General features: G+C 72.9%; 3 protein-coding genes and 2 pseudogenes. 2 read left to right on the forward strand and 3 right to left on the reverse strand.

The genetic code is table 11. The features are described 5' to 3' along the window. Window positions 1-70: 70 nt before the first annotated feature. Window positions 71-619, reverse strand: coding sequence for a TetR/AcrR family transcriptional regulator (locus Q0A33_RS05370; protein ID WP_291794196.1), 549 nt, complete (start codon window positions 617-619; stop codon window positions 71-73). Between the two features lie 93 nt (window positions 620-712). Here Q0A33_RS05370 and Q0A33_RS05375 point away from each other — a divergent pair, with 93 nt between their 5' ends. Beyond that, entirely contained in the window at window positions 713-2,293 is a 1,581-nt protein-coding gene (locus Q0A33_RS05375) for an MFS transporter (protein WP_291794198.1), read from the forward strand. Window positions 2,294-2,358: 65 nt separating this feature from the next. Here Q0A33_RS05375 and Q0A33_RS05380 read toward each other — a convergent pair whose 3' ends face one another. Together Q0A33_RS05380 and speB are read right to left on the reverse strand one after the other, a co-directional pair. After that, a complete protein-coding gene (locus Q0A33_RS05380) occupies window positions 2,359-4,140 on the reverse strand; it encodes a thiamine pyrophosphate-binding protein (protein ID WP_291794199.1) in 1,782 nt (593 codons plus the stop codon). Next, a pseudogene (speB, locus tag Q0A33_RS05385) lies at window positions 4,137-5,078 on the reverse strand (agmatinase); the annotation flags it as partial. The gene Q0A33_RS05380 and the pseudogene speB, both read right to left, overlap by 4 nt. Here speB and Q0A33_RS05390 point away from each other — a divergent pair. Beyond that, window positions 5,061-5,177, forward strand: a pseudogene (locus Q0A33_RS05390) (DUF933 domain-containing protein); the annotation flags it as partial. The pseudogenes speB and Q0A33_RS05390 sit on opposite strands and share 18 nt — an antisense overlap. Window positions 5,178-5,181: the final 4 nt, after the last annotated feature.

Raw genomic sequence — 5,181 nt, forward strand, 5'->3', positions numbered from 1 at the left:
GCGGGCGTCGGCCGGGCGCGAGTAGGAACGGAGGACGGGCGGCTGGGTGCGCGGACCGGCTCTGTGCGCGTCAGCCGCGGGCGGAGCGGCGGAGTGTCTCGACGACGCCCAGCAGATCCTCGACGTCCGGCAGGCCGCGGACCGCCTCCGCAGCAGCCTCGCCGTCGACGGCGAGGGAGGCGTGGTAGTAGAGGCCGTCTCCCATGAGCAGGATCGCCGCGGACACGGTGGGGTCCCCGATCTCCTCGTCGATGGCCGCGAGCCACTGCTGCCGCAGGTCCTGGATCGCCTGCCGTGCCCGCGGGTCGGAGCCCTGGGCGAGGCAGACGGTGGCGAGGATGGTCCGGTCGAAGGCGCTGTCCTCGACCACCGAGGTGGCGATGTAGCGGGCTGCCGGCCCCTCCGGTGCCTCGCGCATGGCGCTCACATCGATCTCCGCCCGCGTGCGGAGCCTCTCGATGAGCCCGTCGATGAGCGCGCTCTTCGAACCGAAGTGGTAGAGGAGCCCTCCCTTCGAGACCGCGGCGCGGGCGGCCACCGCGTCCAGGGTGGCGGTGCGCTCTCCGTCTTCTATGAGGATCGACTCGAACGCGTCGAGGACTTCTTCGCGGGCAGACATGTGCACGACCTTACACAACCTCGCGCTTGCGCTAAACCGTCCGGACGGTACAGTTGGAGTGTCCGCCCCGAGAGCGAAAGCAGAGCAAGCCCCATGACCGTGTCGAACGCCGCAGAGCCTGTGCGCGCCATCCGTCCCGCAGCACCCGCGAGCCCGCTGCCCACGGCCACCCGCCGGTGGGCGGCGCTGGCCGTCCTCATGCTGCCGGTCCTCCTCGTGTCCCTCGACAACACGGTGCTCGCCTTCGCGCTGCCGGAGATCTCCGCCGCGCTCGCGCCCAGCGGTGCGCAGCTGCTGTGGGTCGTGGACATCTACTCCCTCGTGCTCGCAGGCCTGCTCGTGCCGATGGGCAGCCTGGGGGACAGGTTCGGCCGGAAGCGCCTGCTGCTCCTCGGCAGCCTGGGCTTCGCCGTGGTCTCCGCCGCGGCGGCGTTCGTGCCCACCGCGGAGGCGCTCATCACGGCGCGCGCGGCTCTGGGCTTCTTCGGCGCGATGCTCATGCCGGCGACGCTCTCGCTGATCCGCAACATCTTCACCGACCGTGCCGAGCGGCGCATGGCCATCGCGGTGTGGGCCGCCGGATTCTCCGGGGGAGCGGCCCTGGGACCCATCGTGGGCGGATTCCTGCTCGAGCACTTCTGGTGGGGATCCATCTTCCTCATGGCGGTGCCGGTCCTCGTCCCGCTGCTCGTGCTGGGCCTCTGGCTCCTGCCGGAGTCCAGGGATCCGCACCCGGGCCCCGTGGACCCGGTGAGCATCGTCCTCGTGATGCTCACGATGACCCCGCTCGTGTGGGCCATCAAGGAGGGTTCGCAGTACGGCCTGGTCCCGCCCGTGCTCGTGGCAGTGGCAGTGGGTGCGGTCGCGGGAGTGCTGTTCGTCCGCAGGCAGCTGCGCCGCACCACGCCCATGCTCGATGTCCGGCTGTTCGCGGTGCCGCAGTTCACCGGAGCGGTCGCGGCCAACCTGCTGAGCGTGTTCTCCCTCGTGGGCTTCCTCTACTTCATCTCCCAGCACCTGCAGCTGGTGAGCGGTCGCGGACCCATGGAGGCGGGGATGCTGCTCCTGCCGGGCCTCGTCGTCACCGTCATCGCCGGCCTGCTGGTGGGTCGCCTGGTGCGCGTCATGCGTCCGTCGCACGTCGTGGCAGCCGGTCTGCTGCTGAATGCGGTGGGATACGGTGTCGTGCTGCTGAGCGGCCAGGCCGGCTCGGACCTCGGGCTGCTCATCGCGTTCGCCGTGATCGGTGCCGGTGTGGGGGCGGCGGAGACACTCACCAACGACGTGATCCTCGCGGCGGTGCCGCCGCAGAAGGCGGGCGCGGCCTCGGCGATCTCCGAGACCGCCTATGAGACCGGTGCCGTGCTGGGCACCGCGGTGCTCGGCAGCATCCTCAATGCCGCCTACCGCGCACACGTCGACCTGCCGGACGCGCTCACGGCCTCTCAGGCCGGGGTCGCGGGAGAGACGCTCGGCGGTGCCGCGGAGGTGGCGCGGGCCCAGACCGCGGAGGTCGCCTCCCAGCTCATGGAGTCCGCGAAGCACGCCTTCGACTCCGGAGTGGTGCTCACCTCGGCGATCGCGGCGGTGCTCATGGTCGCCGCGGCGGTCATGTCGCTCGTCACCCTGCGGAACGCGACGGCGGACGCGGATTCAGCGGACGCGGGGCACTGAGCGCCGCCGGTCCGGGCGGCGCTGACGCCGGCCGGTTCCAGCTCAGACGGGCCGATTCCGGCGGCCTATCGCGCCGCAGCGCGGACGTGGATGACGGTGGGTCTCGCCGCCTCCAAGGCGACGGTGAGGGCACGGGAGAATTCGTCTGCGAGCTCAGCCTCCTCGAGCGTGATTCCGTGTGCGCCCATCGCCCTGCCGAGGCCTGCGAAGTCGGGAGTGCGGAGACGGACGGCGAACGGTGCGATGCCGCGCGCATCCATCTGGTGCTCGATCTCCTCGTAGCCGCCGTTGTCCACGACGACGAACGGGATCGCCAGCCCCAGTTCCGCTGCCGTCATGATCTCCTGGACGGAGAACATGGCGGCGCCGTCACCCACCACGCACACCACCCGGCGGTGCGGTGCGGCGAGCTTGGCCCCCAGCGCGGCGGGGATGCCGTAGCCCAGCGTCGCGAAGCCCGGCATGTAGAGCAGCTGGTCCGGAGCCTGAGCTCGCAGTGCGTGCACCGCGCCGTCGTAGGTGACGCGGGAGGAATCCCCGGCGACCACGATCTCCGGCCCCGCGGCCTCCTGCACGAGTGCGGTCACGCGGGCTCCGAGAGTGGACGCGTCGAACTCCGCGTCCGCCCGCGCCCGCAGCGCACGGGCCCGTGCGGCACCGGGCGTGTCGGCACGGGCGGTGTCCGTCGTCTCAGGACCGTCTGCCGCCGGGGCAGCGCCTGCACCGTTCCTCTCCAGCTCTTGGAGCAGCGCCCGTGCGCAGGCGGCGGTGTCGCCCAGGAGAGGCACATCCGCCGCGAGGTTCTTGTGCAGCTGCTCCGGATCGACATCGCAGCGGATCACCGTCTGCATACCGGGCGCGTCCGTACGGTGGGAGACGCTGTCCGATGCGGTGTCCACGGCTGCGCTCGCCGCGGGTGTGCTCCCCGGCCGCGCACTCGTCTCCGCTGCCGATGCGCTCGCCGCCGGCGGTGCCCCGATCGTCCCGCCCCACAGGTCGGAGTCGCCCAGCTCGGAGCCCATGACGAGGAGGACATCGGCCTCCCGGGAGGCCTGCTGCACGGACGGGAAGCGGACGGACGCGCCCACGGCCAGCGGGTGTGATTCGTCGAGGACACCTTTGCCGTTCGCCGTGGTGACGAGCGGTGCGTCGAGCGCCTCTGCCAGCAGGCGCAGCTCCGTCCCCGCGCGGCGGGTGCCGCCCCCGGCGAGGAGGAGGGGACTCCGGGCCGCACGCAGAGCTGCCGCGGCCCGCCGTACGGCACCCTGCGGCGGCAGCGGCACGGTGCAGTCCGCCGGCTCCGGGACCTCGCCGTGCCAGGGCCCCTCCAGGACGTCGAGGGGGATCTCGATGTGCACGGGCCGGGGCCTGCGGGTGCGGAAGCGGGCGAACGCCCGCGACACGGCCTCGGCGGCGGCCTCCGCGGTGCGCGGACGGTGCGCCGCGCCCAGCACGGCGGCCGCCATGCCGTGGGAATCGCGCGTCTCGTGGAGCGTGCCCGCATCCGCGTGCTCGGCACCCGTGGGCGGGCCGGGGGAGAGGAGCAGCAGCGGGCGGGACTCCGCATAGGCGGTGGCCGCCGCGGTGAGGACGTTCGTGAGCCCCGGGCCCGAGGTCGTGAGCACCACGCCCGGCCGGCCCGTCATGAGCGCCCAGCCGTCCGCCGCGTACCCCGCGCCCTGTTCGTGCCGGGTCGTGACCGCGCGGATGCCGTGCGCGGGCAGGTGCCGGTAGAGCTCGAGGTTGTGGGTCCCCGGGATGCCGAACACGGTGTCCACGCCGTGCGCGGCCAGTGCGGAGACGACGGCGAGGCCGCCGTTGCGGATGCCTCCCGGCTCCGTGCTCATGCCCGGCCCTCCTGCACAGCGGTCCGGCCGTCCTGCGCAGCGGTCCGGCCGTCCGCGGCCGCGGCACCCCAGAGCGAGAGGACCTCGTAGCCCAGCGCGGCTGCGGCGAGCCCGGTGATCTCCGCGTGGTCGTAGGCCGGTGCCACCTCGACGATCTCCGCCCCGACGACGTCCAGACCGGCCAGGCCGCGCACGGCGCCCAGGAGCTCCCGGCTCGTGAGGCCGCCGGCCTCCGGGGTGCCCGTGCCGGGAGCGGCGGCGGGGTCGAGCACGTCGATGTCGATCGAGAGGTAGACGGGCGCATCACCCAGCCGGGCGCGGATGCGGTCCACGATCGCCGGCAGCGGCTGCTCCTCGAAGTCGTCCGCGCGGATGATCTGGAACCCCAGGACACCGTCGTCCTCGAGATCCTCCGGACCGTAGAGGGGGCCGCGGATGCCCACGTGCAGGCAGTGCTCCGGATCGAGCAGCCCCTCCTCGCTCGCGCGGCGGAACGGCGTCCCGTGCGTGTAGGGCGCTCCCATGTACGTGTCCCAGGTGTCCAGGTGCGCGTCGAAGTGGAGGACGGCCACCCGGCCGTGGGTGCGGTGGACGGAGCGGAGGTTGGGCAGTGCGAGGGTGTGGTCGCCGCCGAGCGTGAGGAGGCGGGCGCCGTGGGCGCGCATGGCGTCCGCGTTCTCCTCCACCGCGATGATGGCGGCCTCGATGTCGAAGGGATTCACCCCCAGGTTGCCGCAGTCCGCGATCTGCTGCACGGCAAAGGGGCTCACCCCCGTGGCCTGGTTGAAGGGCCGGAGCAGCTTGGACGAGGCACGGATGTGGTCGGGGCCGAACCGCGCGCCGGGCCGGTAGCTCACGCCCGCGTCGAAGGGAACGCCCACGATCCGCACATCGGGTTCGACGCCGGGACGGGCCGCGCGGACCTCGTCGAGGCGGGGTCCGTCGCGGCCGCGCGCTCGGCGGGCAAGGCGCGGATCGAGGGCAAGGACTACGTGATGGCCGACGGCGACGTCGTGGAGTTCCGCTTCAACGTGTGACCGC

It is taken from the genome of Brevibacterium sp. (assembly GCF_022712115.1).
GTDB lineage: Bacteria > Actinomycetota > Actinomycetes > Actinomycetales > Brevibacteriaceae > Brevibacterium > Brevibacterium salitolerans.